At 54.9% G+C, this 24,903-nt stretch carries 22 protein-coding genes; 13 read left to right on the plus strand and 9 right to left on the minus strand.

The annotated features are described in order from the left end of the window. Positions 1-134 precede the first annotated feature (134 nt). From SPI6313_RS18095 to SPI6313_RS18115, 5 genes are all read right to left on the minus strand, one after another. Positions 135-803, minus strand: a complete 669-nt coding sequence (locus SPI6313_RS18095) for a Tll0287-like domain-containing protein (protein ID WP_072622251.1) — start codon at positions 801-803, stop codon at positions 135-137. A gap of 65 nt (positions 804-868) precedes the next feature. Then, on the minus strand, positions 869-1,687 hold the full coding sequence (locus tag SPI6313_RS18100) for a cytochrome c3 family protein (RefSeq protein ID WP_072622252.1): 819 nt from the start codon (positions 1,685-1,687) through the stop codon (positions 869-871). Next, entirely contained in the window at positions 1,684-2,331 is a 648-nt protein-coding gene (locus SPI6313_RS18105; RefSeq protein ID WP_072622253.1) for a cytochrome c3 family protein, read from the minus strand. The genes SPI6313_RS18100 and SPI6313_RS18105 overlap by 4 nt, the downstream gene beginning before the upstream one ends. Positions 2,332-2,341: 10 nt before the next feature. Continuing rightward, entirely contained in the window at positions 2,342-2,947 is a 606-nt protein-coding gene (locus tag SPI6313_RS18110; RefSeq protein WP_072622254.1) for a globin family protein, read from the minus strand. A gap of 473 nt (positions 2,948-3,420) precedes the next feature. Next, positions 3,421-3,786: a hypothetical protein gene (locus tag SPI6313_RS18115; RefSeq protein ID WP_072623218.1), complete on the minus strand. Its 366-nt coding sequence runs from the start codon at positions 3,784-3,786 to the stop codon at positions 3,421-3,423. A gap of 49 nt (positions 3,787-3,835) precedes the next feature. On the opposite strand from SPI6313_RS18115, the gene folD reads away from it, so the two are divergent. The 8 genes from folD to SPI6313_RS18160 all read left to right on the plus strand — a co-directional run bounded on the left by folD (position 3,836) and on the right by SPI6313_RS18160 (position 14,792). Further along, entirely contained in the window at positions 3,836-4,705 is an 870-nt protein-coding gene (gene folD, locus SPI6313_RS18120; protein ID WP_072622255.1) for a bifunctional methylenetetrahydrofolate dehydrogenase/methenyltetrahydrofolate cyclohydrolase FolD, read from the plus strand. Between the two features lie 2 nt (positions 4,706-4,707). Beyond that, positions 4,708-5,826, plus strand: coding sequence for a quinone-dependent dihydroorotate dehydrogenase (locus SPI6313_RS18125; protein WP_072623219.1), 1,119 nt, complete (start codon positions 4,708-4,710; stop codon positions 5,824-5,826). A 447-nt stretch (positions 5,827-6,273) separates the two neighbouring features. Continuing rightward, positions 6,274-8,004 carry a bicarbonate transporter BicA gene (gene bicA / locus SPI6313_RS18130; protein WP_072622256.1) on the plus strand — a complete coding sequence of 577 codons (1,731 nt, stop codon included), beginning with the start codon at positions 6,274-6,276 and terminating at the stop codon, positions 8,002-8,004. A gap of 145 nt (positions 8,005-8,149) precedes the next feature. Then, a complete protein-coding gene (locus SPI6313_RS18135) occupies positions 8,150-10,258 on the plus strand; it encodes a cation:proton antiporter domain-containing protein (protein WP_072622257.1) in 2,109 nt (702 codons plus the stop codon). Positions 10,259-10,410: 152 nt separating this feature from the next. Further along, entirely contained in the window at positions 10,411-10,977 is a 567-nt protein-coding gene (locus tag SPI6313_RS18140; RefSeq protein WP_072622258.1) for a Uma2 family endonuclease, read from the plus strand. Between the two features lie 287 nt (positions 10,978-11,264). Continuing rightward, a complete protein-coding gene (locus SPI6313_RS18150; RefSeq protein WP_072622260.1) occupies positions 11,265-13,793 on the plus strand; it encodes a mannose-1-phosphate guanyltransferase in 2,529 nt (842 codons plus the stop codon). A 138-nt stretch (positions 13,794-13,931) separates the two neighbouring features. Further along, the gene (locus SPI6313_RS18155; RefSeq protein WP_072622261.1) at positions 13,932-14,411 is read left to right on the plus strand and encodes a single-stranded DNA-binding protein; all 480 of its coding nucleotides are present in this window, start codon (positions 13,932-13,934) and stop codon (positions 14,409-14,411) included. A gap of 18 nt (positions 14,412-14,429) precedes the next feature. Continuing rightward, positions 14,430-14,792 carry a phage holin family protein gene (locus tag SPI6313_RS18160; protein WP_217650651.1) on the plus strand — a complete coding sequence of 121 codons (363 nt, stop codon included), beginning with the start codon at positions 14,430-14,432 and terminating at the stop codon, positions 14,790-14,792. Between the two features lie 157 nt (positions 14,793-14,949). Here the strand turns inward: SPI6313_RS18160 and SPI6313_RS18165 are convergent, their stop codons facing one another. Continuing rightward, positions 14,950-16,272, minus strand: a complete 1,323-nt coding sequence (locus SPI6313_RS18165) for a cytochrome P450 (protein WP_072623221.1) — start codon at positions 16,270-16,272, stop codon at positions 14,950-14,952. A 93-nt stretch (positions 16,273-16,365) separates the two neighbouring features. Beyond that, on the minus strand, positions 16,366-17,208 hold the full coding sequence (locus tag SPI6313_RS23090; protein ID WP_072622262.1) for a pentapeptide repeat-containing protein: 843 nt from the start codon (positions 17,206-17,208) through the stop codon (positions 16,366-16,368). 183 nt (positions 17,209-17,391) lie between these two features. Between SPI6313_RS23090 and SPI6313_RS18175 the strand changes: the two genes are divergently transcribed. The 3 genes from SPI6313_RS18175 (at position 17,392) to SPI6313_RS18185 (ending at position 20,550) form a co-directional block, all read left to right on the plus strand. Then, positions 17,392-18,609 (plus strand): DUF389 domain-containing protein, encoded by a 1,218-nt coding sequence (locus tag SPI6313_RS18175; RefSeq protein ID WP_084669104.1) that lies wholly within the window; start codon positions 17,392-17,394, stop codon positions 18,607-18,609. Positions 18,610-18,683: 74 nt separating this feature from the next. Continuing rightward, positions 18,684-19,226, plus strand: a complete 543-nt coding sequence (locus SPI6313_RS18180) for a TRAP transporter small permease subunit (RefSeq protein ID WP_072622264.1) — start codon at positions 18,684-18,686, stop codon at positions 19,224-19,226. After that, a complete protein-coding gene (locus tag SPI6313_RS18185) occupies positions 19,210-20,550 on the plus strand; it encodes a TRAP transporter large permease subunit (protein WP_072623222.1) in 1,341 nt (446 codons plus the stop codon). The genes SPI6313_RS18180 and SPI6313_RS18185 overlap by 17 nt, the downstream gene beginning before the upstream one ends. 393 nt (positions 20,551-20,943) lie before the next feature. On the opposite strand, the gene blaOXA is transcribed toward SPI6313_RS18185, so the two are convergent. Continuing rightward, the gene (gene blaOXA / locus SPI6313_RS18190) at positions 20,944-21,792 is read right to left on the minus strand and encodes a class D beta-lactamase (protein WP_072622265.1); all 849 of its coding nucleotides are present in this window, start codon (positions 21,790-21,792) and stop codon (positions 20,944-20,946) included. A gap of 321 nt (positions 21,793-22,113) precedes the next feature. After that, positions 22,114-22,878, minus strand: a complete 765-nt coding sequence (gene fabG, locus SPI6313_RS18195) for a 3-oxoacyl-[acyl-carrier-protein] reductase (RefSeq protein ID WP_072622266.1) — start codon at positions 22,876-22,878, stop codon at positions 22,114-22,116. 145 nt (positions 22,879-23,023) lie between these two features. Here fabG and trxA point away from each other — a divergent pair, with 145 nt between their 5' ends. Together trxA and SPI6313_RS18205 are read left to right on the plus strand one after the other, a co-directional pair. Beyond that, positions 23,024-23,347, plus strand: a complete 324-nt coding sequence (trxA, locus tag SPI6313_RS18200) for a thioredoxin (protein WP_072622267.1) — start codon at positions 23,024-23,026, stop codon at positions 23,345-23,347. Between the two features lie 270 nt (positions 23,348-23,617). Further along, on the plus strand, positions 23,618-24,868 hold the full coding sequence (locus SPI6313_RS18205) for an IS4 family transposase (RefSeq protein WP_072619200.1): 1,251 nt from the start codon (positions 23,618-23,620) through the stop codon (positions 24,866-24,868). Positions 24,869-24,903: the final 35 nt, after the last annotated feature.

A 24,903-nucleotide genomic window follows, 5' to 3' on the forward strand; every position in this document is an offset into this window, starting at 1 on the left:
AATTACCCTGAAGCCCTTGCTGCAAGCAGATCGCCTTAGCGAGTTAAATGCCGATTAGCGTATTTATCATACAGAACGCGATCGCAAAGAAGAGGAAGCATGATGCCTCCTCTTGTAATCTAATCAATCTGAAATTACGATTCTTCGAGGGGAATATTGATCATCACGCCGCCCATCACATCGCCCATTTCAAACACTTTGTCGGGATAGCGTTCGAGGTGAATGGGGTGGGTATTGTGACAGGTGACGCAGGCTTCAGCAACAGCAACATCTGGATAGAGAGCCGAGAAATACTGTTGACCCGCGATTTCTTGATAGCCTTTGTAGGGTTCACCGGTTTCATTGACAGAATCCATCGCCTCTTTTTCAAAGTCGTTTTTCGGCGCTTGGTTGTCGTTGATGTTCCAGGTTGAAATCAGACCATAGGTGAAGCTGCCATCGCCTTTTTCGGCGGCAATTTCAGACCCTAAGCGGAACATTTGGGCCGGGAGGGGAATCCCGTCGGCGGTTTGCCAACCTTCGGTGGCTTCGACGGTTAACACACCTTTTTCGTTGTCTTTGCCTTCGAGCACTTCAGAACGGTTGACCACATGCCGGGTGTAGGCGGTGCGATCGGCTTCGAGGACGGTATGAATATAGTCCGTGACCATTTCGGGGGGTATGCTTGCGGAGGGTTCGGATTCTGACGCACCACCGCCACTGCTACAGGCCACCGCCGTGATACACACAGCAGCAATCAAGGCGTAAAGGGTGAATACTTTTAAGCGAATCCGTTGTTTCCAATAGTTGATGAATTTGAGCATCGGTGTGATTTCTCCTCTGGTGGATATGAGTGGATATGAATCGAGAGAACCGCGAATGATCGGTGTCACTCTTGGGGTGTTTCAGGGGTGTTTTGACTGGAACGCTGTTGCTCAAAGGCCCGAATTAACTCGAAGGTTTCCATTGCTTGAGTGGGCCGTTGATTAAAGTTGGCTTCGACAAGATCATCGTCAAAGATGCTGTTGTAGGAATGTTCAAGACCATGACAATTCATACAGACATCGCTCACCATGCGATCGCGAGGCAACAGCGTGTAGGTGTTGTTGTGGTTAACGAACACCGTGTCGGTTTCCCCTAGGGTTTGCCGGGGCAGGTGACAAGTTGCACAGGTCACGGCGCTACTGTCCGGACGGGGTAACTCCCCAGCAGAGCTAAATAGGGTGGCGTGGGGTGAATTTTTGTAGTTGTTGGAATGGGTGTCGTTGTGACAGGTGAGGCAGGCATCCACGGCGGCGGGGCGGGTTTGCAGGGCGTGGACATCGTGGCAGGTGTTGCAGTTGAGGGGGCGATCGCTCGCCTCCGCGTGCATAGGAAGCCTCGCCAGTGCCGGAGTCAGGGGGGATAAGCCTTCCTGGAGCCGAATCCCATGCTTACCGAGTAAAAAAGTCTCGGTTTCCGGCTCATGACAGCTTTGGCAGCTTTCATAGCCGGGTGCTGGGACAAACTCTTGAGTCTCCTCGTTTTGATGACAACTCGAACAGTTCACATCGGCGAGGGCGTGGGTGCTGTCTTGCCATTGGGTGGTGATTTCATCGAGTTGGGCTTGGGTGATGGGGGAGGCGATCGCGATCGGGGTGAGGGGTGCGATCGCACTCAGCCCCAACCACAGCATTACCCCACAAAACAGCACACGCATCAGCTTCATGCCCCACCCCCCAAAAACTCCCGGTCTAGATCCGGTGTCGGGGCGCGATCGAGCGTAACCTCCACCTCTAATTCCGGCACTTCTGGCGTAGGCAGCATGAACGGTTGATCTAGATTTTGCGTTAAAAATGCCGTGGAAATTGAGCGATGGTCGTGGAAATTATGACAGCCCGCCGTCCAACAGCCATCGGGTGTAAACCCATCATGACTAGCGAGATCCCCCTGAATAATCCCCTCATGACACGCCATACAGAGATCCGGATGGAGATGCACCCCGCGCCCAAACATTTGGACATGTTCGTTATGGCACGCCGTACAAGTGAGCACATCAATGTCTTCAAGGAGAACCGCCCAACGGGGATCACGAAATTTCTTCACCCCATGCACATCTGCGGCCAATTCCGCCTCATGGCAACGATTGCAATTGTCATTGCTCACCGGCTTAAATCCTTCATGACAAGAGCTACAGGACGCTTCAAAAAGATGGTGTCCTTCCGATGTTTGTCCGGGTAGAAAAATCTGTTTTTGATCCATTGCAAAGGCTGCACCAAACCAAATCACAAACCCCACAATCAGTAAAATAATTGCAGTTCTTGTCTTCAGGAAAGATTGGATTGAGAAGTGCTGTTTCAACCAAGAAATCATCGTCTTTCGATTACAGCAGGAGTAACAGCAGCGTCACGATGCCACCACCCGCGATCAACCCACCAAACAGGCCCCAATTAATCCCAAACTCAGGGACTTCAAGGGGAGATACATCGGGTTCGGGGGAGGGTTCGGGGGAAGGTTCGGGGGTCGGGGCTGGGGAAGGTGACGATTCCGCCGGGGGAGGTTCAAGGGCCACTGCTGCGGCGGAATAATCCGCACCCGCGAGCATCAGTTCAGCGATCGCACCGTAGGCATCCACCCAGGCTTGCTTGACTTCAGCCGTCCAATCGTCTTGGAGATAGTCTTCAAAGGTTTTGAGGAGGGCATTCCCAACGAGGGGGTAATGTTCCGGCAAGGCTCCATATTTAACGTGACGAGCGCCGAGGCCGTGGAGTGCATCCGTGAGGGCATCGGGGTTGCGGAGGTTTTCCACCACCAACACCAGGGAGGCGAGGAGCTTTTTCTTTTGGGCGGCCATGTCGGTGCTGGAAAATAGCGGCGCAGCTTCGGGGTACATGGTCGTCAAGTTGTCATAAAAACTCGTGACGAATGCGTCAGCATTGGGCTTTACTTTTTCAAAACTCTGCTCAAGACATTCAACTTGTAAGGACATTGGCCTATGCTTTTCTCCAAAAAATCTGCTGTTGAAAATCTATTTTTTCAGCCCTAATTGGTTATGACTAAAGCGCAAAAGTTTGTAAAACCCGTATCAAGACATTACTCAATCCCGAAACATGATGATTTCGATCGTTGAGTTGAGACTTTCTTCGCTGAATTGACAAACAATTTTGACTGAATTTAATGATGTACAGAATAAATATCAGTTTTATTCGGTCTTATTTGTGATCACGGCTACAAAAAAACTTTTTTGATGCAATTTTTAAAATTCAAAATGTAATGATTGCATGATGTTCAGGATCGATTCTGATTTTGATGATGCGGTGCTGGGTGTGGCGTTCCTGGTTGACTGACAAAAGTTGATCGCCCTCACCCCAACCCCATGCTCGCTGCGGATTGCCCCGTCGAACTCGGCGATCCGGTCGGCTTCATGACCGGCGTGGTATCTCTGCGGTTAACGATTCTGTCTTAGGAGGCTAATTGGCGATCGCGTTCATCAATATAAACCTCGCCCAGTTCTTGTCCATTCACGGCGATCGCGTCGTAGGTGATTTCCCCCTGAATCGAGAGGCGATCGCCCACCGCCGGCACGGGTTGCTGCGTTAACACCCAAATACTGCCAGACTCGTCTTGCAGTTGATACGCTCCCCCTTGCAAAAACATCGCCCGCTGGGTCACGGTTCCCACGAGGCGCACCGATTGCCCCTGATGATCGGCTTGGATGCGATCAATGGTGGCAGGACTGCCCAAGGGCGGTAGGGTGGCAGGGCAACCCGTGATGCCGAGCATCCCCAGGAATAGTAAAGCAAGTATAAGAAGTTTCGCGTTGGCCATCAGTTTCTCGTACAATCCAAAACTTAAGCTGCTCATTTCCTATCATCCTATGTCGCAGACCCTCGACGGCAAGGCACTCGCCGCAAAACTTCAAGCCACCCTCAAAACCCAAGTCGAAATCATCCAAGCCCAAGGGGGGCGATCGCCGGGGTTAGCGGTGTTGATGGTGGGGGACAATCCCGCCAGTGCGGCCTATGTGCGCAATAAGGAACGGGCCTGCGCCAAGGTGGGGATCACGTCCTTTGGCCGGCATTTCCCCATCACCACCACCCAAGCCGAACTCACCGCCGTCATCCATGCACTGAACGCCGATGAGCGCGTCGATGGCATTCTGGTTCAATTGCCGCTGCCGGATCACCTGGACAGTGTGGCGTTGCTCCATGAAATTGACCCGGATAAAGATGCGGATGGGCTGCACCCGACGAATCTAGGGCGGTTGATTCGGGGTGAAACGGGCCTGCGCAGTTGTACGCCCTATGGGGTGATGGCAGTGTTGAAGGAATACGACATTAATCCAGCGGGCAAACAGGCGGTGATCGTCGGACGCAGCATTTTAGTGGGGAAACCGATGGCGTTGATGTTGCTCGAAGCCAATGCCACGGTGATGGTGGCCCATTCGCGATCGCAGGACCTCGCCGCCCTCACCCGCAGCGCTGATATTCTCGTCGCCGCCGTCGGGAAACCGAAGATGATCACCGCCGATATGGTGAAACCGGGAGCCGTGGTGATTGATGTGGGGATTAATCGCGTTGAGAACCCAGAGACGGGCAAAGGTAAGCTCGTCGGCGATGTGGACTATGGACCCGTGGCGGCGATCGCCAGCGCGATTACGCCGGTTCCCGGTGGCATTGGCCCGATGACCGTGGCGATGTTGCTGCACAATACGGTATGGAGTTATCAGCGGCGGTTTGGGGGGTAGGGGTGAATTGGTATCAGCAATGGGCGCGACCGGTGTTTTTTTCCGGAATGCTGGGCGATGCAGAACAGGTGCATCAGCGCAGTCTTGCCGCGATCGCTTGGCTCGATCGCACCCGGTTCCTGGGCATTCCCGACAGTATTGCCCAATTCTGTCAGTTCCATGATCCGCGCTTAACCCAAACCCTGTGGGGGATTGAATTTCCCAATCCGGTGGGGTTGGCGGCAGGGTTTGACAAAGATGGCGAAGGGGCGGGCCTGTGGGATGCCTTTGGGTTTGGGTTTGCGGAGTTGGGAACGGTGACCTACCATCCTCAGCCGGGCAACCCGAAGCCGCGCCTCTTTCGCCTCGTGGCGGATGAGGCGGTGCTGAATCGGATGGGGTTCAATAATGCAGGCAGTGCGGCGTTGCAAACACGCCTAGCGGAGCGATCGCATCCCTTCTCCATTCCCATCGGGATCAATTTAGGCAAATCGAAAATTACCCCCCTAGAGGCAGCAGCAGCGGATTATGTCGGCAGTTTCGAGCGGTTGCAGGACTTAGGGGATTATTTTGTCGTGAATGTGAGTTCACCGAATACGCCGGGGCTGCGATCGCTCCAAGCCCGCGACCAACTTGAACCCATTTTCGCCGCCCTCCAAACGGCAAATACAAGCCAAAAACCGATCGTGGTGAAGATTGCACCGGATCTCGCCGATGGGGATATTCTCGATGTGGTCGCGATCGCGCAAGACTATGCGATCGCCGGGATCATCGCCACCAACACCACGATCCGCCGCGACCTCACCACCACCCACCTCGCCCAAACCGGCCAAGCCGTCACCGCCGAAGCCGGGGGGATCAGTGGCCGTCCGGTGCGATCGCGCTCCACCGCCGTGATCCGCCTCCTCTGGCAGGAAACCCACGGCACGTTACCGATTATTGGCGTTGGGGGCATTTTCAGCGCCGCCGATGCCTGGGAAAAAATCACCGCCGGGGCCAGCCTCGTCCAACTCTACACCGGCTGGATCTACCAAGGCCCGCTCCTCGTGCGTCAAATCCTCACGGGCCTCCTCGCTCAACTCGATACCCACAACCTCCCCAATTTTGAGGCGGCGATCGGGTCTGAACTCCCCTACCGTTAGCGGTTCTAGGGGTTAACCCCTGGGCTTGGGAGAAATCCCTCCAACTCCTTCATTCCTGGGCCATTTTGCCGGATACTGAAGGCAGCCGGTCCACCCTTGATGACAGACACAAGCCCAGTCTTCGCACCTTACGGCATTAAGAATTCTTAACTGTACATGAGTTGCATCGCCTGTACCCTAGCCTTGTCATCGATGGAACTGAATTGATTGCAGCCAAACATTGATTTTGGTCAATGTACTGTAATCTTCGTTTGACGATCGCAGTCACCCTGGCATTGGACAGGATATATCCGCTGGTTTTGGGATGTAATTCTCAAGGGGAGTGAGCGATCGTATGTTGCCGAAGCGACTGTAGCCGCAAGCCCACGACCCAGGGTGCGATCGCGACCCAAGACAACTTTTTTAACATTGCTCATTTTTTCGATCATTCAATCTCGATAACCACTCATGCAACTGACCAACACCATCAATTTTAAAAATGTCCAGGGGGACATTTTCGGAGGTCTAACCGCCGCCGTCATTGCTCTCCCCATGGCCCTCGCCTTCGGGGTCGCCTCCGGAGCCGGTGCTTCCGCCGGTCTTTGGGGCGCTGTCCTCGTCGGCTTCTTTGCCGCCCTCTTTGGGGGAACGCCCACCCTCATTTCTGAACCCACTGGGCCGATGACCGTGGTGATGACCGCCGTGATCGCCCACTTCACGATCAGCAACCCCGAAAACGGCCTCGCCCTGGCCTTCACCGTGGTGATGATGGCAGGGGTGTTCCAAATGCTCTTTGGAGTCCTGCGGCTGGGGCGCTACATCACCCTGATGCCCTACACCGTGATTTCGGGGTTCATGTCAGGCATTGGGATCATCCTGATCATCCTGCAAACGGCTCCCTTCCTCGGCCAAGCTAGCCCCAAAGGGGGAGTGGTCGGCACGATCCAAAACCTGCCGGAACTCCTCAGCAATATCAATCCGTCGGAAACGATCTTGGCTGCGATCGCCGTCGCCTTGCTCTACGTCACCCCCAAAGCCGTGCGCAAGGTCATCCCTCCGCAATTAATCTCCTTGATTGTCGGTACAGTGGTCGCCTTAGTCTTCTTCCATAACGTGGACATCCGTGTCATTGGCGAAATTCCCATGGGGCTACCCAAGTTGCACATCCCGATGTTCAGCGTCAGTGGTGGTGAATTTCGGCTGATGCTCGTGGATTCGCTGCTGTTGGCGATGTTGGGCTGCATTGATGCTTTGCTGACTTCCCTGGTGGCCGACAGCTTAACCCGTACCGAACATAATTCTGATAAAGAATTGATTGGGCAAGGCTTAGGAAACTTGATGTCCGGTCTTTTCGGTGGGATTGCCGGAGCCGGGGCAACCATGGGAACCGTGGTCAACATCAAAACCGGGGGACGCACGGCTCTATCTGGCTTGACTCGTTCTTTGATCCTGTTTGTGATTGTGGCGATCGCTGCGCCCTTAGTCGCTCCGATTCCCTTGGCCGTCTTGGCGGGGATCGCGATCAAAGTGGGGATCGATATTGTGGACTGGAGCTTCTTGAAGCGGGCCCACAAAGTTTCGCCCAAAGCCGCCTTCATTATGTACGGCGTGATCCTCTTAACGGTCTTTGTGGACTTGATTGTCGCTGTCGGTGTGGGGGTCTTCGTCGCCAACATTCTCACCATTGAACGCTTGACCAAACTCCAATCCCAACGGGTGAAAACCGTCACCGATGCGGACGACGAAATCATCCTGTCACCGACGGAAATGCAAATTCTCGATCGCGCCGAGGGCCGGATTCTCCTGTTCCACCTCAGTGGCCCGATGATCTTTGGGGTCTCGAAAGCGATCGCCCGCGAGCACAACGCCATTCAACAGTACGAAAGCCTCGTCCTCGACCTCAGCGATGTGCCGGTATTGGGTGTGACCTCTTCCCTCGCCATCGAAAACGCGATCAACGAAGCGATCGAGCAAGGTCGCCACGTCTTCATCGTCGGTGCCACCGGTAGCATTCAGCGCCGCCTCGAAAAACTCGGCATCCTGGCCAAAATCCCCACCCATCACCTCGTGATGCAACGCCAAGAAGCCCTAGTGCGAGCCATGGAACTGATCGACATTGATGCGGGTGATGATGTTCTGCAAACCGACGATACTCCCCCAAGCACAACACCGAGCACCGCACCAAGCACTGCAACATGACCCAAAATGATCGACCCAACGTCACCGATTAACGCCAAACTGCGTTAACATCACAACAAAAAAATTACGCCAGATTCGGTCATCATCTCTCAGATTGATGACCGGATTTTTGATCAGGCTACCCATTCCCCCCTTGCCAATGCCCATGACCTCATTCTTTCAAGCCCTACCTAACAGTCCGTTAATTTCCTTCACGCTGTTACTGTTGGTGATTTTGACGATTCCCCCCATCTTTGAACGCTTGCAATTGCCGGGATTGGTGGGGTTGTTGGTGGCAGGGGTCTTTTTGGGCCCTGATGGCATCGGCTTGCTTAATGCCGAAAGTGAGACGATGGAACTCCTGGCGGATATTGGCAAGATTTACCTAATGTTTGTGGCGGGTTTAGAGATTGATCTCGCCCAATTTCGCCGCACAAAAAACCGCTCCCTGGGCTTTGGTTTCGCCACGTTTATCATTCCGATGATGGCGGGGATTCTCGTGGGGCGTGTTGTGGGGTTGGGCTGGAATGCGTCGATTCTGATTGGGTCTCTCCTGGCCTCCCATACACTGCTGGGCTATCCGATCGTGAATCGGTTGGGGGTGGTGAATAATGAGGCGGTGACGGTGACGATTGGGGCGACAATTTTCACGGATATTTCGGCGTTGTTGGTGTTGGCGGTCTGTGTGTCGGTGCATGATGGGGATTTTTCGGCGGCGAGTTTAATGTCGCAGTTGGTGGCGTTGGGGGTTTATGCGGCGATCGTTTTATTTGGGTTTGATTGGGTGGGGAAGGCGTATTTTCGCCGCACGGGGGATGAGCAGAGTAATCAATTTCTCTTTGTGCTGTTGGCGGTGTTTCTGGCTTCGGTGGGGGCGCAAATTGTCAATGTGGATAAAATCGTCGGGGCGTTTTTGGCGGGTTTGGCGGTGAATGATGTGGTGGGTGGTTCGCCGGTGAAGGAAAAGGTGGAGTTTGTGGGGAGTACGCTGTTTATCCCCTTTTTCTTTGTCAATATGGGCTTGTTGTTGAGTCTGTCGAGTTTGGCGACGACCTTGACTTCGGAACTGGCGCTGACGGTGATGATGGTGGGGGGGTTGATTAGCTCGAAGTTTTTGGCGGCGTTGGTGGCGAAGTTGCTCTACCGCTATTCGTGGAATGAGATGATCACGATGTGGTCATTGTCGCTGCCTCAGGTGGCGGCGACGCTGGCGGCGGCGTTGGTGGGGGTGACGGTGGGGGTGATCAATATATCGGTGTTTAATGCGGTGATCGTGATGATGTTGGTGACGGCGATTTTGGGGCCGGTGCTGACGGGGCGGTTTGCGCGATCGCTGACGGTGACCACTGCTTTAGAAACGGTGGATCTGTCGGTGTTGAATGAGGAAATGCCGATCGCTCGCCCGGATCAGTCGGAGCGGTTTACGGTGTTGATCCCCATCTATAACCCCTATACCCAGCGTTATCTGATTGAAATGGGGGCGTTGTTGGCGAACCGTGAGCAGGGGTATATTGTGCCGTTGGCGATCGCCAAAGCCTCGGTGCATATGGATGATCCGCAACTGAATGCGATGGTGCAACGCTGCGCTCACCTCCTCGAACGGGCGATCGCGGTCGGCGAAGAATTCAACGTCGCATCCCAGCCCCGGATTCGCATTGATGATGACATTGCCCACGGGATCAGCCGCGCCGCCCGTGAGGCCAACGCGAATTTAATCGTCATGGGCTGGAGTCCCACCACAAGCCTCCAAGCCCGCCTCTTTGGCACGGTGATTGACAATGTGTTTTGGTCGTCCCATTGTCCGGTGGCGGTGATGCGCTTGCTGGATGAGCCGGTGAATCTCCATCGGATTTTAGTGCCGGTGAAAAATATCACGCCCCAGGCGTTGCAGACGGTGCGGTTTGCCCAATGGTTTGCCGAAACCCACGCCGCGACGATCACCGTGCTCCATGTGTGCGATCGCTTCGCCACCCAGCCAGAAATCGAGCAGTTTCAAGACAAACTCGATCAATTTATCGCCCAATCTGCCACCTCCGTCCCGATCATTCCCAAAGTCATTTGCCAAGACAATATTGCCAAGGCGATTTTGCACCAAGCCCAGTCCTACGATCTGGTGCTGCTGCGATCGGTGCGACGGCGGACGGTGGGCGGTTTAGCCGTCAGTGATGTGACCACGGCGGTACTGTCTAAACTGGACTGCTCCCTGGTGCTGTTTGGTGATACGACGTGGAAACCCAGTGACTTCAATGATGTGGAGGCGAATTTCATGGCGTAGGGTGCGATCGCTCAAGCCCTAACCCATCCCCAATGTGGATACATAACCCAAAATGATCAACAGCAGCGAGCGAGAAGCTCGCGCTACAGGGGCTGATCGCCAGCGCGTTATCGTTATAATTGATTACAATCTGTGCCCGGATCACAACGCCAATGGTTGCCCCTACCCTCCGCTGGACTACCCGAGACTTGACTGCCATGCCCGACGATGGGGGTTGGAAACGCTACGAAATCATTGATGGAGAACTCTACGTGACCCGCGCCCCCCATATTTGCCACCAAAATGTCAGTGGCAATCTTCAGTTTGAGTTGGAATCTTGGTCACGCCAAACCAAATTAGGTAAACCCGTGAGTACACCCGGTGTCATTTTTTCGCCTTATGAGGCGGTGATTCCGGATCTGGTCTGGGTGAGCAATACCCGTCTAGAGAACGGTCTGGATGAATCGGGGCATTTTATCGTTGCTCCGGAGTTGGTCATTGAGGTGCTTTCGGCAGGGCCGCAAAATATCCAACGAGATACGGAAATTAAGCTCAAGCTTTATTCTCGCTATGGTGTGCAGGAATATTGGATTGTTAATTGGCGATTGAAAACGATTGAGGTTTATCGGCGGGTGGCGGCACAGCTTGAGCGAGCGGCCACCTTGGGGGTGGGGGATCTGCTCACGTCGCCGTTATTGCCAGAGTTTGCCGTGGCGATCGCACCCCTTTTTGAGGGATAGCCTCTTGCTCCTGTGGCGATCGCTCCAGTCAATCAGACACGAGGCATCATGGGATCGGGAGGGGCGATCGCTGACAGTTCGATCGATAAATCGTCCGGATTCCCTCAGGATTCAGGGCCGGAGTTCTTGGGACTGGGGAGGAATTTGATAGAATTCGGGTGGAAAATGCAGCCTGAATGGATACAGGATCAATTCTACGCTGTATTCCAGGATGGATTGCCCCAGGAAAACAAGACAAATCACTCCACCCTGATCCCGAAATTCTCACAACAAGTACAGGAGTAGTTATGCGTGCAGTGCTGATGGCAGGTGGTTCGGGCACACGACTGCGCCCCCTCACCTGTGATCTCCCCAAACCGATGGTGCCGATCGTCAATCGTCCCATTGCTGAACATATCATCAACCTGCTGAAGCGGAATGGGATTACCGAAGTCATTGCCACGCTGCACTATCTTCCGGACATCATGCGCGACTATTTCCAAGATGGCAGTGATTTTGGCGTACAAATGACCTATGCCGTGGAAGAAGAGCAACCCCTCGGCACCTCTGGCTGTGTGAAGAATATTGAAGAATTGCTCCACGATACGTTTTTGGTGATCAGTGGCGACAGCTTGACGGATTTTGATCTGCGAGCAGCGATCGCCTTCCACAAAACCAAAAACGCCAAAGCCACGATCATCCTCACCCGCGTCCCCAACCCCATCGAATTCGGCGTTGTCATCACCGACAGCAACCACCGCATCACCCGCTTCCTCGAAAAACCCGCCACCAGCGAAATCTTCTCCGACACCGTCAACACCGGTACCTACATCCTCGAACCCGACGTTCTCCAATACCTCCCCCCCAACGAAGAATCCGACTTCTCCAAAGACCTCTTTCCCCTCCTCCTCGCCGCCGGAGAACCCCTCTACGGCTACATCGCCGAAGGTTACTGGTGCGATGTCGGCCACCTCGATGCCTACCGAGAAGCCCAATACGCCTGCCTCGAAAAACGCCTCACCCTCGACTTCGACTACCCCGAACAGTCCACCGGCCTCTGGGTCGGACAAAACACCTACATTGACTCCTCCGCCCGCATTGAACGCCCCGTCCTCATCGGCCACAACTGTCGCATTGGCCCCCGCGTCCACATCGAAGCCGGAACCATCCTCGGCGACAACATCACCGTCGGAGCCGATGCCAACCTCAAACGCCCGATCATCGCCAACGGGGTGATCATCGGGGAAGAAGCCCACCTGCGGGGCTGCATTATCTCACGGGGCACTCGCGTCGATCGCCGCGCCCACATCCTCGAAGGTGCCGTGGTTGGCTCCCTCTCCAGCGTTGGCGAAGAAGCCCAAATCAGCCCAGGGGTTAGAGTTTGGCCCAGCAAAAAAATCGAATCCGGAGCCATTCTCAATATCAATCTCATTTGGGGAAATATGGCCCAGCGCAATCTCTTCGGTCAGCAAGGCGTTTCCGGCTTAGCCAACATTGACATCACCCCCGAATTCGCCGTCAAGCTCGGAGCCGCCTACGGGTCAACCCTAAAGCCGGGAGCGATGGTCACGGTGTCACGGGATCAACGGGCCATTTCGCGCATGGTGAGCCGATCGCTGATCGCCGGTCTCATGTCTACCGGGGTCGGCGTGCAAAACCTCGAATCCACCGCCATCCCCCTCGCCCGCACCATTATCCCCGCCCAAAACGTGGAAGGGGGCATCCATGTGCGCCTCCATCCCGATCGCCCCGATTCAATTTTGATCGAATTTTTTGACCGCAAAGGGATCAATATTTCCAAAGCCAAAGAGAAAAAAATTGAAGGGGTCTATTTCAAAGAAGATCTGCGCCGGGTGGCGATCTCGGAAATTGGCACGATGAGCTACGCCTCCCAAATGCTCGAAGCCTACAGCCAAAGTTTTGAACGGCAGCTTAATGTGGAAGCGGTGCGGATGAGCCGGGCCAAGGTGGTGATTGATTATGTGTATGCGGTGTCGGGGGCGATTTTGCCGCGTCTGTTGGCGAAATTTGGCTGTGATGCGGTGGTGCTCAACGCGAGCTTGAATCAAACGGCGGTGTCGAACGAGAGCCGCGAAGGGTTGTTAATGCAGTTGGGCCATGTGGTGGAGGCGGTGAAGGCTAATTTTGGGGTGCAGGTGTCGGCCAATGGCGAGCAGTTTATTTTAGTGGATGAGGGGGGGTTGCCGATTCGGGGTGAAACCTTGACGGCGTTGATGGTGGATATGATGTTGACGGCCTATCCACGTAACAAAATTGTGATGCCGGTGCAGGTGTCGAGCGCGGTGGAACAAATTGCCCGCCGCCACGATGCCCAGGTGATCCGGACGAAGGCGAACCCGACGGCGTTGATGGAAACCTGTCAGGCGAATCAGGGGGTGGTGCTCGGTGGTAGTGGTGAAACGGGGTTTATTTTCCCGCAGTTGCATCCGGGGTTTGATGCGATGTTTTGTATTGCCAAGATGATCGAGATGTTGACGGTGCAGGAGCGATCGCTCGAACAAATTCGCGCCGAACTGCCGCGAGTTTGGTACAAGTCCTATACGATGCGTTGCCCCTGGACGGTGAAGGGGGCGTTGATGCGGCATTTGGTGGAGACCCATCCGGCGGAGGAGTTGGAGTTAATTGATGGGGTGAAGATTATTAATCGCCAGAATGACAATTGGGTGCTGATTTTACCCGATGCCGAGGAGCCGATTGTTCATCTTTATGCCAATAGTGAAGACCGGGATTGGGTGGATTTGACCCTGAAGGAGTATCGCCACCGGGTGCAGCAGTTTATTGACCACGAGCAGGGGACGGAGATGATGAAGGTGTGATCGGGGTGATGGATGAGTATTTTTGATCTAATGAGGGGCGATCGCTGCGCTACACTGAAGAGAAATGATGCCCATCGCACCGCGCACTCCTAAAATAGGATGAGGGCGTTTCTCCCTGCTGATCATGTTGAGGATATTATGAACAGTTGTATTTTGATGGCGCAAATTGTCCAAGCTCCGGAACTACGCTACACCCAAGATAATCAGCGTCCGGTGGCTCAAATGTTGGTAGAGTTCCCGGCCTCGCGGGACACCGATCCACCCAATCGGATTAAGGTGGTGGGCTGGGGCAATCTGGCGACGGAAATTCAAGAGCAGTATCAGGTGGGCGATCGCATCATCATCCAGGGCAACCTCCGCATGAACACCATCGACCGTCCCGACGGGCTGAAGGAAAAACGCGCTGAACTGAGTGCCTCCCAAATTTTCAAACAAGACGGTGCGTTTGTGGCCAGTGGCAGCGATCGCCCCAGTAACGTCGTGTCGATGGAAAACTACAGCCGCCCCCTCAATAGCCCGCCTTTGCCTAGCCCTGCTCCCGTTGCGCCCCCTGCCCCGCTGCCCAATTCAGAACCGCAACCCCTGTCCAATGACGATCTAGACGATATCCCCTTTTAACATCGGAGCCTCGCCCCTATGATGACCTTCTTGATCACGGCATTGATCACGACCATTAGTTTAGTGATTATTTCTCACCTGCCCTTGGGAATTGAAATTGACGGCTTTAATAAGGCGTTAATCGCGGGGCTGGTGTTTGGGGTTTTGAATGCGATCGTCGCCCCGATTCTTTTAACGTTGGCCCTACCCGTCACGATCTTGACCCTCGGTCTCGCCTACGGGCTAGTGAGATTTATCGTCAATGTGATTATTTTTGCCCTCGCTGCTCAGTTAGTCGAAGGGTTTCGACTGAAAAACGGCATCTGGAGTGCGGCACTCGGCGCACTGATCTTAAGCCTCTCCAATTCAATTATTGGCAACCTGATCAACAATCTCCTTTAATCCGTCGCCTCAGAGACTATCGTAAAAGTCGAATTTTAGAGATCAAGCACGCACCTAAGAGGCTGTTTAAAAAGGGAAATTCGAGCGGGCTGAGCCTGTCGAAGCCCGGTCGCTTACCCTAATCCCGACGGGAGGCTTCAGGGGCGCGATCGCACCTCTAAGCGGCCGTTGTTAGGGTAGACCAACGCACGGTCAACCCAGAACGGGGATGCAATGAGGGAATGCGATCCAAGCTCAGGTCTTGGTTGGGTAGGATCTCCCAGTGATAGTGGCGCAACAGTTGGGCGGCGAAAATTTTCATTTCCATTTGTGCAAAGGCTAACCCTAAACACACCCTGGGCCCACCGCCAAACCCCACCAGGCGGAAGTCGCCGGGCTTGGCTTGGGGGTGGTCGGGGTTGAAGCGATCGGGGTCGAAGTGGTTGGGGTCGGGGTAGTAGTCGGCGAGTTTGTGGGTTCCGTCGATGCGGTAGAGGACTTGCCACCCGGCGGGAATGTGGTAACCGTTGAAGTCAAAGGCTTTGACGACACCGCGAAAGCCGCCCGCGATGGGGGGATAGAGCCGCTCAATTTCGGTTAAGACTTGCTCAAGGTAGGGCATGGTTTTGAGTTGGGCGAGGTCGAGGGGGCCTTGGGCGGCGAGGGTCTGTTGTTCGGCGCGGGCCCGATCGCACAGGTCTCTGTTTTGCCCCAGGGCCATGATTAAGGAGGTGAGCATGGAGGTGGTGGTTTCGTGGCCGGCAAAGAGCATCAGGATGGCTTGGGCTTTGAGTTCGTCGAGGCTGAGGCGATCGCCGTTTTCGTCTGTGGTTTGCACCAAAAGGCCGAGGGCATCGGTGGTGGGGGTTTGGTAGCGGTCTTGGATGGCGTGTTCGAGGTGGGCGAGGATGCGATCGCGGGCCCGAATCGCCTTGCCAAAGGTGGTCCACGGGAGGTTAATCGGCACGGAAAAAAGACCGGCGGATAGTGCTTTAAACCATTGGGAAAGCTGGGCGGTTTGATCACCGGGTTCACTGCCGAGGAGGAGGGTGCTGGCGATCGCAAAGGTCATCTGTTTGAGTTCATCCAACATGGTTGCCTCGCCCCGCGTGACCCAGCGGTCAAGATAGCGGCGACAGGTATCGTTCATGGTGGTGAAATAGTTGGCTAAGGCGGGGCCATGGAAGGCGGGCATCAGTAGTTTCCGGTTGCGGCGGTGTTCTTCTCCTTCCATCAGAAACAGCGATCGCCCCAACAGGGTTTTAAAGGTGTCGGGCCACCCCTCCCGCCAGGAAAAATACTCCATGTGAGTCGATAAAATAAACCGATTCGCCTCCGCACCCACCATGATCACCGTGGGGCGGTTGAGAATCTGCGTTTTGAAAATGGGGCCGTACTGTGCTTGGCGTTTCAGGGCAAAGTCGCGATCGCGCAGAAACTGCACCGTTTCACCAATGAGGGGCAATCCGAAAGAACCGGGCGGCAATGGGTTAGAGGTCATCAGGTTAAACCATAACAGAATCATGTTTCTTTAACGTAACCGCCGCTGCCCTTGACTGTCCCATGTGGTTGCGTCAAGGTAACAGATCCAGTTTCACGGGTGAATCGTGCCGTCGGCAAGGGTTGCCCCGCAGAGATTAGCCTCGTCAAAACAGGCGCGATCGCACCGGGCCCCGGTTAAATTTGCGCCGCTGAGATTGGCCCCGCTGAAGTTGGTGTCTTGGAGATTGGCCTCGGTGAGGTTCGCCCCCATTAAATTCGTATGTTGCAAATCCGCCCCGCTCAAGTTCGCCCCGGCTAAATTCAACGTCGCCAGATACAGCCCACTCAACAACGTCCCCTGCAAATCCACCCCCGGCGCGATCAGATAGGCCCCGGCGGCGATCGCATCATAATCCGGTGGAAATTGAGTGCGGCAATTGCACAGTGAGCCTTTGAACACCGCACCCTCAAGGAGGGTATCCCGCAAATCCGCTTCATAGAGATACGCCCGGCTGAAATTCGCCCCCGAAAGATCTGCCCCGGCAAAATTCGCCCCCATACAGCTTGACCCCAGCAGCGTCGCCCCGGTCAAATTTGCCCCACTCAGGTCACAGCCCAACAGTTTAGCCATCACCAAATACCCTTCACTGAGTTCCGCCCCCATCAAGCTGGCCAGATTTAACACCCCATAGCTGAGGTTAGCGCGAGTCAACTCCGCCATACTCAGATCACTTTGGCTCAGGTTCGCCTGTTCAAAATTCGCCCCGTCTAGGATTGCACTATTGAAGCTCGTGTTATTGAGTTCGGACTGTTGAAATAAAGCCTCCGTGAGGTCTGCTTGGATGAAGGCGCTGTGGGTCAGTGTGGTATGGCTGAGGTTAATCTGGGGCAGCGTTAAGTCACAAAAATCCCGTTCTCCGTCGGCGTAGCGTTGCAAAAGCGTTTGGCGATTCATGAGCGTTGCAGAATACCGATTGCATGGGCGAAAGAGGGGCAACCCTGGCGTTGAACCTAGTGTAGTCTGTCTCTTGGGCAAAGTTATCAAAAATCTACTGTACAGTAGGTCAGGGCTGACCCCGTAAGGTTGTGCTGTCCACAACTCCACCTCCAAGGGGATGGGGTTTTTCGGAGGAAGATCATGAAACCATCCATGACCCACTATTTTGCTGTCTTGCGTCGGTTTTTGCCGCGGCCAGTGTCTATTGAGCAGGGCCGCAACCTCCATCGGGAATTGACCGTAGAGGCGACCTGGTCAACGAATTTTGTGGTGCTGATTATTAGTTCCTGTGCGATCGCCACCTTCGGCCTGATTAGTAACAGCACGGCGGTGATTATTGGGGCGATGTTGATTGCGCCGTTAATGTTACCCCTGCGGGCCTTTGCGTTTGCGGCTCTAGAGGGGGATCTGGATCTGTTGAAGCGATCGCTGTTTTCGATTGTGGGGGGGACGTTGTTGTCCGTGGGGTTGGCGATGGTGATTGGCCTCGTCACGCCGATTCCGTCCTTTGGTTCAGAGTTTCAAGCCCGGGTGCAGCCCAGTTTAGTGGATTTGGGGATTGCGCTCGCCGCTGGGGGAATTAGTGGCTTTGCCAAGGTGCGCGATAGCATTAGTGATGCTCTGGCGGGGACTGCGATCGCCGTCGCCCTCATGCCCCCGATCTGCGTCGTTGGTCTGTCCATCGCCAAAGCCTTCGATACCCCCAGCTTTTGGGTCTTCAGTCAGCAAGCCATGCTTCTTTATCTCACCAACTTACTGGGGATTGTGCTTGCCTGTATGTTGGTCTTCATCCTGGCGGGTTATGCCGAAGTGAGCCACTCAATTACCTGGGCGATGATTTCCGTGGCGCTCTTGTTCATTCCCTTGGGGGCAAATTTTATTTCCCAAATTCGTCAAGCCCGCGTCGAAGACTACATTCGCACCCTGGTGGTTCGCAACACCGTCACCATTGGGCAGCAGGATGTCACCCTCGTCGATACGCGGATTGATTGGGGGGCCAAGATTCCCATCGTCTATCTCAATGTGCAAGTGTCGAGTAATGTTGTCGAGGGCATCACGGCGAAACAGGTGCAGGAGGTGCAACGGTTTATCAGTCAGCAGGTGGGCCGTCCGTTGAAATTGGTGATTTTTGTCAGTCGGGGGCAAACCGTCACCGAAGACGGCGTGAACGAAGCGATCGAAGATGCGGCTCCGTCGGCCATTGATCGCGATCGCCCCCTCATTCCCGACTCTAGACCTCTACCCATCCCATCCCCCAGCCCCGTAACCGAGATCCTCATCCCGGAAAAATTCGCCGATCCATCCCTGCCCACCCTGCCAGAGTCTGACCCAGACAGTCCCCCCGCTGAGGAGAACTAACCACCACCCGCGCCAGTTTGGGCCGATCCCCTCCTTTGCGGTAGATTAAGGGACGTTCTTATCGTGGTGTGGTCATGTTGCCTCAACGCTTAACTGCGATCGCCCGCCGTCTCGATCACCTCAATGAATGGGTGGGGCGGTTTGCCACAGGCCTAGTATTAATCATGGTGGGGGTGGGGGTGTGGAATGTGGTGGGTCGCTACCTCGGACGCTTCATCGGGCAAAACCTCACCTCCAACGCCCTGATCGAAATTCAATGGTATCTCTTCGATCTTGTCTTTCTCCTCGGCGCAGCCTACACCCTCAAACACAATGACCATGTGCGCGTCGATGTGCTCTCCAAACGCTGGAGTCCGAAAACCAAAGCCTGGGCCAATGCGATCGGAACGGTGGTTTTTTTAATCCCCTTTTGCCTATTGGTAATCTATTTTTCCTGGTCAACAGTGGTCAATTCCTGGGCCATTTGGGAAATGTCCCCCGATCCCGGTGGTTTACCCCGCTACCCGATTAAAACCATGATTTTAGTCAGCTTTGCCCTGTTAATCATTCAGGGATTGGCCGAATTATGTCGTGCGATCGCCGTCATCCTCACCCCGGAGAATCACCATGGGCTATGACTGGCTCGGCCCCGCTATGTTCATCGGTGCGCTCAGCTTCCTCGCCCTGGGCTACCCCGTCGCCTTCTCCCTCGGTGGCGTAGCGATTTTATTTGGTGCGATCGGCATCGGCTTAGACCTCTTTAACCCCATGCTCATGGCCGTCATGCCCCAGCGCATCTTCGGCATCATGGCCAACTATACCCTCCTGGCCATCCCCTATTTCATCTTCCTAGGGGCCATGCTCGAAAAAACCGGCATCGCCGAACGCCTCCTCGAAACCATGGGCATCCTCTTCGGTCGGCTCCGAGGTGGACTCGCCCTCGCCGTCGTCGTCGTTGGCGCACTCCTCGCCGCCTCCACCGGCGTGGTCGCCGCCACCGTCGTCGCCATGGGCTTAATCTCCCTACCGATCATGCTGCGCTACGGCTACGACAAACGCCTCGCCACCGGCATCATCGTCGCCTCCGGAACCCTCGGCCAAATCATCCCCCCCAGCGTCGTCCTCGTCGTCTTGGGGGATCAACTGGGCATTTCCGTCGGGGATCTCTTCATCGGCTCCCTGATTCCAGGGGTGATGATGGCGGGAGCCTTCGCGATCTACGTGTTGATCCTCGCTTGGGTGCGCCCCAGCCTCGCCCCCGCCCTGCCGGAATCCGTGCGCACCTTCGCCCCAGGGGAACTGTGGGCACGGGTGGTGAAAGTGATGCTGCCGCCCTTGGGGTTAATTCTGTTGGTGTTGGGGAGTATCTTTTTCGGGTTCGCCACCCCCACCGAAGCCGGAGCCGTCGGGTCAGCCGGGGCAATGCTCCTCGCGGCGTTGAATCGACAACTCACCTGGAACACCGTGCGGCAGGTGTGTGATGCTACCCTCCGGATCAGCAGCATGGTGATCTTCATCCTGATCGGTTCGACGGCCTTTAGTTTGGTGTTTCGAGCCTTGCATGGCGATCGCTTCATGTTCGACCTCCTCTCCAACCTCCCCGGCGGTCAATGGACATTCCTCGTCGTCAACCTACTCACGGTGTTCATCCTCGGCTTTTTCATCGACTTCTTTGAAATCGCCTTCATCATCGTCCCGATCTTCGCCCCCATCGCCGAAGCCCTGGGAATTAATATGCTCTGGTACGGGGTCATCCTGGGCGCAAACCTCCAAACCTCTTTCCTCACGCCCCCCTTCGGTTTCGCCCTCTTCTACCTGCGTGGCGTTGCCCCCGAAACGGTCAGCACCCAAGATATCTATCGCGGCGTGATTCCGTTCATTCTGCTGCAACTCCTGGTCATGGTATTAATTATTCTCTTCCCCGCCCTCGTCACCTTTTTACCCACCCTCGGCAGCGGCTAACCCTCGCCCGATCCTTACCGTAGTCACAGGGCTTGGTTGCCAAGCCCTAGGTTGCGCTGAGTTGTCTTTTCTAGCCTGGATTATTCATGACAACTTCAAAAAATCGCTGAAACCCAATTCAGGCAAGCAATCCAGCAATTTCCTCAAAAAACATTCTGTTTTTGAGCTGTCCAGCCATCAAGGATTACAGCAACGGGTGAATCATTCAGGTTAGGACATTCAGCCCCTCTGAATTAAACTCAGCACATCATTAGAACCCACCCCGTGCTCCGCGCACCCCTCCCTGGAGGGGATTCCTTACCAAAAATCTCCTCCAGGGAGGAGTACCCCGCAGGGGGGGAGGTGCGTTTATGATTCGCCCCGTCCCAACGAAATTGTCATGAATAATTCAGGCTAGAACACACCGAGATCGTGGAAGTGGCGGCGGGTGAGTTCGAGGCGGGCGGCTCCGTCTTCGGGGCGATTGATGTTGATGTTGGTGGCAAAAAAGTAGACCTGATCAGCGGTTTCAACGTAGCCCACATACCAGCCGATATTTTGGATCGCATTATTGCCGAAGCCATACCAGCCGGTTTTGGCGTGGATGGTGTAGGTGGGGGTTTTTTCGACGATCATGATGTCCTTGACGAGGGTTTGCGATCGCACGGAAAAGGGCAATTCACCCCGATACAATTGCCGCAGAAAATCAATCTGCTCCTGTGGGGTGATTTGTAAGGTGCCATCGAGCCAAAATTGATCAATTTTGTCAGGGCCACCGATCGCCTCATTGCCGTAGTTCGTCGCATCGATCCATTGCTGCATTTGAGCATGGCCCGCGCGACGGGCGAGGACTTGGTAGAACCAGACCGCCGAAATGCGGAAGGCTTCCCGGAGGTTGAGGTCACGGTTCCAGGTGGGGAGGTCGCGGGGGATGCCGTCCCAGGTGAGGATCGCGAGGTCGTTGGCGATCGCACCCGTTTCCAACGCCACGAGGGAGTTAAAAATTTTAAAGGTGGAGGCGGTGGGGAAGGCGGTGGCGTTGCGTTGGGGGTTGTGGTGCAGGAGGCGATCGCCCGCCAAATTCTCAATCAAAATCGATCCCTCAATCCCCAATTCCCGAAAATGCCGCCCCGTGTCGCGGGTTTGGGGGTTGCCAATGCTAGGGGAGTGGTGGGGATGGGCGAGGCTAGCGGCGGGACTCAGTCCCTGGCAAGCAACAGCCGTGAGGAATGCGATCGCGCCCAGCTTCAAAACAAATTTCATCATGATCTCTAGTTATCTCCTAAATGAATGCCCTCATCCCAAGCCCTCCTCCCACGGGAGCTACCGCTTATACATAACGCTCAATTCTTGACCTAGCTTGTTTGATCCCCCTCAATCCCCCTTAAAAAGGGGGACTTTTTTGGATTTCCCCGCTGCCCAAGGGGGCTTTTCCGAGTTTCCCCCCTTAATTAAGGGGGGTTAGGGGGGATCGAGCCAGGATGTTCACCTGAGATCGACTTATGTATAAACAGTAGCCCACGGGAGAAGGGAGTCAGAAGCCCTCGCCTGTGGGAGAGGGTTGGGTGAGGGGAAAAATTAATATTACGCCATCACCATACCGCCATCGACGTTAAACACTTGGCCCGTAATGTAGGCGGCGGCGGGGTCGGCGGCCAAAAAGCGCACCATCCCGGCGATTTCGTCCGGTTGACCGTAGCGACCGAGGGGGATGAATTTGAGGATTTCGTCACTGTCGAGGCCGTGGGTCATGTCCGTGGCAATGAAACCGGGGGCGACGGCGTTAACGGTGACACCCCGGGGGGCGAGTTCTTTGGCAACGGTTTTCGTAAAGCCGATTACGCCGGCTTTGGCGGCACTGTAGTTGGCTTGGCCGGGGTTGCCCATTTGCCCGGCAACGGAGGCGATGTTAATAATTCTGCCGCTGCGTTGTTTGAGCATGATTTTGCTGGCGGCGCGGGTGGCGAGGAAAACGCCGGTGAGGTTGAGGTCGATCACAGCTTGCCAGTCTTCGAGCTTCATGCGCAGCAGCAGGGTGTCGCGGGTGATCCCGGCGTTGTTGACGAGGATATCAAGGCTGCCCCAGTCTTTTTTCGTTTGGGTGATTAGGGTTTCGATTTGGTCGGCTTGGGCGGCATCGGCTTGGGCGGCGATCGCTTCCCCCCCGGCTGCCTGAATTTCCGCCACCACCTGCTCGGCTGCTTCACTGGAGCGGGCATAGTTAATCACCACTTTGGCCCCTTCACTGGCCAACTGGAGGGCGATCGCTTTCCCAATCCCCCGCGATGCCCCTGTGACGATCGCCACTTTCCCTTGAAGTTTTTGTAATGATTCCGGCAGGCGTTCCATAGTTTTGTCTATCGTTAAAGTCTGTACAGTCTTTAACGATCCCCGAATTTGGCCCCAAAATCAATTTGCATCGTGTCTCGTCGTAGCTCTACCCCTTGAACGGCTTTCCTCTGCATCAAGTCCTTATCCCCTCTCTTCATGTCCTATGGCTGTAAAAAAACAATTCACCAGTTTTGAAGACCTCCTCACCCAAGCCACTAAGCCCGTTTTAGTGGATTTCTACGCCACCTGGTGCGGCCCTTGTCAGATGATGGCCCCGCTCCTCGAAGAAGTGGGCTACCAAATGAAAGATCAAATCCAAATCGTTAAAATTGACACAGATAAATATCCGCAACTGGCAAGCCGCTACGGTATCCACGCCCTGCCTACCCTCGTTCTCTTCAAAAATGGTCAACCGGCCGAGCGCATTGAAGGGCTAATGCAAGGGCCGCAATTGGTGCAGTTTCTCCATGATGCGATCGCTGCCTAGTCTCCCGTTGCCCTCATCCCCCACCCTTCTCCCATGGCTAATCCTGTAGGGGTTTTACTAAGTCATATGTATTAGGGGGTTGAAGATATCCTGAGAGATAAAGCCCAGTAAGGCTATGGAGGTTAGACTATGCCCAAAATGATGAGGAGTAAGCACAGTAGAGATGTCAGAGTTTAGCCAACTCAACGCCTTCCGCCCCCAGGTAAAAAAAGTCTGAACCAAGCCTATGAACGTGCCTACGAAAAACCCAACTTGTCCTTTTCGAGTTGTATGGGCAACAGCTTTAGGCAAACAGTGGCCGGTTTGTTTGCCCGCAAGGACATGAACAGTGCAACGATGTTGTCCGGTCACGTGGCATCCACCCAAGCCCGAGTCCAAGCCAGTGAGAGTGAGTATCTCATCGCGGCTCAGGACACAACGTACTACAACTACTCAGGTCAGACGCAGATGTCGGGATTGGGGAGAATCCAGGGTAAGGTGCGGGGACTGATGCAGCACAATGTGTTGCTCATGGAGCAGGAGGGGCAGCCCCTAGGACTAATCCATCAACAGTACTGGACGCGAGGGGGGGCGATAGATTGGCCGTCGCCGCAAAAAGAATCTCAAAAGTGGTTCAAGGGCTTGGTTGCGGTCAACCAACAAGCCCAAGGGTCAAACCGACGGTGGGTGGTCACCTGTGACCGAGAAGGGGATATTTTCGAGTTCTTCAAAGCTGAGCGTGAGCCCAATGTGGATTTGCTGGTGCGGGTGTGTCAACCCCGCCGCGTCGAAGTGGCTGCCGCCGGAACGGTCTGTCCATTGCCGGATGTCGCTGAGCAGCTCGACGACTACGGGCAGTATTCAGTGCAGATTGAGCGGCTGTATGAGGGCAAGGGACGAACGGTAGACGTGACCTTGCAGTTGCAGGCGGCAACCGTTTACATCTACCCGCGTCAAGATTTGAGCCCCGCTCGCCACAAGACGCAGCCCCTTACGCTGGTTATGGCTACCGAGGTCGCTTGTGTCGATGGGAAAACGCAGGTGGACTGCTTCGACGCTGACAACAGTCTGTGCTGGTCTTTGCTCACCAGTCTACCGGTGGCAACGGCAGCGGATGTCCAACGCATCCTCCGTTTCTATGCTCTGCGTTGGCGCATTGAACGGCTTCACTTCACTCTCAAGTCTGGGGCGTTAAATGTGGAGCGGCTCCAATTTGACGATGTGCATACCTTGGTCAATGCCTTAACTTTTTACTCGGTGGTCGCTTGGCGGCTTCTCGGGTTGACTTATGCCTTGCGTCAAGACCCTGAACAGTCGGCTCAGACGCTTTTTGATGCCGATGAACTCAGGTTGTTGCATCAGCTCTCGGGCCAAGCTGTTGACTCCCTGCGACAGGCTACGCTGGCGTTGACGAAGTTAGTGGGCTTTGCTCCTTCTCGAAGGCAACCACTGCCAGGGGTCAAAGTCCTGGCTATTGCGATTGAACGTTTTTTCTTTGTTAAGCAGGGGGCTCAGGCTGTCTCCAAACCCCTACAGGATTAGCTCCCATGGAGAGAAGGGATCGCAACCCTCCCCTG

The sequence above is a fragment of the Spirulina major PCC 6313 genome (genome assembly GCF_001890765.1).
Classification (GTDB): Bacteria; Cyanobacteriota; Cyanobacteriia; order Cyanobacteriales; family Spirulinaceae; genus Spirulina; species Spirulina major.